Source organism: Streptomyces sp. CB01580, from assembly GCF_001905795.1.
Lineage (GTDB): Bacteria > Actinomycetota > Actinomycetes > Streptomycetales > Streptomycetaceae > Streptomyces.
Window position 1 is genome coordinate 1 of the sequence record NZ_LIXJ01000076.1, and the last position, 2,813, is coordinate 2,813.

The 2,813-nt window shown below is 74.2% G+C and carries 2 protein-coding genes; both read right to left on the reverse strand.

Annotation, left to right across the window (positions count from 1 at the left end):
* On the reverse strand, positions 1-2,281 hold a 2,281-nt coding region (scy, locus tag AMK22_RS37110; RefSeq protein ID WP_274535472.1), incomplete at its 3' end, for a polarized growth protein Scy.
* Positions 2,282-2,445: 164 nt separating this feature from the next.
* On the reverse strand, positions 2,446-2,813 hold a 368-nt coding region (locus AMK22_RS37115), incomplete at its 5' end, for a VOC family protein (RefSeq protein ID WP_242434329.1).

Here is a 2,813-nt window from a genome sequence, read left to right on the forward strand (position 1 = left end):
CCGCCGCCGTCAAGATCCTCATCGCCGGAGGCTTCGGCGTCGGCAAGACCACCATGGTCGGTGCCGTCAGCGAGGTCACCCCGCTGAGTTCGCGCTCCTGGTTCGCCTCGGTACGAGCCGAGTCGAGGGTCTCCTCCGCCTCCCGGCGACGCCGGTTGGCCTCCTCGCGCGCGGCCTCCAGGGCCTCGGTGGCCTCCGCCTCCACCCGTTCGGCGGCTGCCGCGGCCTCCGACCGCAGCCGGTCGGTGCTCTCCTTGGCCTCGGACTTGAGCCGCTCCGCCTCCGCGGCGGCCTCCGACCGCAGCCGTACGGCCGTGGACTCGCCCTCCGCCCGCGCCTGCGAGGCGTCCGCTGCGGCCTCGTCGCGCAGCCGCTCCGCCTCCGCCTCCGCCTGCTCGCGCAGCGCCCGCAGCCGCTCGGCGGCCTCCGCGCGCAGCCGCTCGGACTCCTCGTTCGTCTCGCGCCGGATGCGCTCCGCCTCGGCGCGCGCGTCCGTGAGCTCCTGCTCGGCGGCGGCGACCTTGGTGTCGGCCTCGGTCCGCAGCCGGGCCAGCTCCTCGGCCGCCTCCGCCTGCCGCGCCGCGACCGCGCCCTCGGTCTCCTCGCGCAGCTCCGCCGCCGCCCGCTCCGCCGCGGTGGTGGTGGACCCGGCCTGCTCCTCGGCCTCGGTCCGCAGCTGCTCCGCCTCGGCGCGGGCGCGCTCCAGAGCCTCCTCGGCCTGCTTGCGCAGCGTGGCGGCACGCTCGGACGCCTCGGTACGGACCCGTTCGCTCTCCGTGCCCGCGGTGGCGCGCAGCTCCTCCGCGTCGCTCTTGGCCTTCGCCAGCAGCTCCTCGGCGGTCTTCGCGCCCTCCTCGATCTGCTGGACGGCCTCGCGGCGGGCCTCGCCCCGGATCCGCTCGCCCTCGGCGACCGCCTCGGAACGCAGCTGCTCGGCCTCGCCGCGCAGCCGGCGCGCCTCCTCCTGGAGCTCGACCGTCTTGGCCCGGTACTCCTTGGTGTCGTCCTTGGCAGCGCCCTTGAGCTGGTCGGCCTGCTCGGCGGCCTCGTCGCGCAGCCGGTCCGCCTCGGCCTCGGCCTCGCGGCGGATCCGCTCGGCCTCCTCGCTCGCCGCCCGGGTGGTGGACTTCGCGTCCTCGGACGCCTTGGTCAAGACCTCCTCGGCGGACCTGGCGGCCTTGGCGAGCTGGGCGGCGGCGTCCTCGGCAGCGGCCGAACGGGCCTTTTCGGCCGCCTCGGACTTCAGCCGCTCCGCCTCGGCACGGGCGTCGGCGAGCGCCTGCTCGGCCTCCGCCTTGAGCGCCTCGGCCTCCTTGGTGGCCTCGCCGACCAGCCGGGCGATCTCCGACCTGGCCGTGCGCGTGCGCTGCTCGTTGTCCGACTCGGCGGCGGCCAGCCGCTTGACGGCCGCCTCCTTCGCCTCGGAGGTGACCTTCTCGGCCTCCAACCGGGCCTCGCGCAGCCGGGTCTCGGCCTCCTGCATGCGCTGCTCGGCGGCCCGGTTCAGCTCCGCGATCTGCTGCCGCGCCTGCTCGGTCTCGGCGGTCGTCGACGACCGCAGCTGCTCGGCGTGACTGGTCGCTTCCTGCGCCTGCGCGGAGGCGGTGCTCAGCAGCCGCTCGGCGTCCTTGCGGGCGCGCAGCAGCAGCGCCTCGGCCTCGGCGCGGGCCGTCTCTGCCTCGGACCCGAGCCGCTGCCGGGTCTCCTCCGCCAGTCGGCCGGTCTCCGTCCGCGCCGCCGCCAGCGCCTGTTCGGCCTCGGCCCTGGACTCCTCCAGCAGCCGGCGCGCCTGGGACTCCGTCCGGGCCCTCAGCTGCTCGGCCCAGGAGACGTTCTCGTTGACGTGGGACTCGACCGTACGGCGGCGCTCGGCCAGTTCCTGGTCGAGTTGCTGACGACGCTGCACGGCCTCGTTGTGCAACTCGGCCTGGAGCCGCGCCTGGTGCTCGGCGTGCTCCTGAAGGATCCGCTGCGTCTGCGCCCGTGCCTCGCGCAGCTCCCGCTCGGCGTCGGTGCGCAGTTGCTCGGCCTGGACCTGCGCGTTCCGGAGCAACTGCTCGGCCTGGTAACCGATGTCCGCGTTGTCGTACGCGGGACGGTTCGCGAGATTGCGCCGAGCCTCGTGCAGCTTGGCGCGCAAGACCTCGACCTGGTAACCGAGGTCCTCGGCGTGCTGGACGGCCTTCTCCCGGTCGGTCTTCAGCCGGTCCATCTCGGCCTCGAACCGCGAGAGATGGTCGTCGTCAGCTCGGTGGCTCTCCTGGCGTTCGTAGCCCCGCACTGCGCGGTCCCATCCGTCCCATGGTCGCAACTCTCCTACGAGTACCGTTCGCCGGTGAACGGTCCCCCGGGGAATGGTGACAGATCAACGGCCGGGGACGCGCCGCGGCCCCGACCCGGCCCCGGCCCGGAACAGCCCACTCTACCGGGCCGGGTATCCGGAGGTCAGTGCTCCGCTGCGGACGTGACCAGTTCGGTCAGGACACCGTGACAGTCCTTGGGGTGCAGGAAGGTGATCCGGGACCCCATCGACCCGGTCCGCGGCTCGTCGTAGAGCACCCTGACGCCCTTCCCCCGGATCTCCGCGGCGTCGGCGTCGACGTCCGCGGTGCCGAAGGCGATGTGGTGGACGCCCTCGCCGTTCTTCGCCATCCACTTGCCGACCGGGGAGTCCTCCCGGGTCGGCTCCAGGAGCTGGAGGGCACTGTCAGGGGAGTTGGACTCCGAGCGGGGGTTCACCCAGGCGCTGCGCTCGCAGGCCCACGAGGCGGCGAACCGGCTGCACACCGTGGTCTCGCTGATCGAACTGGGGC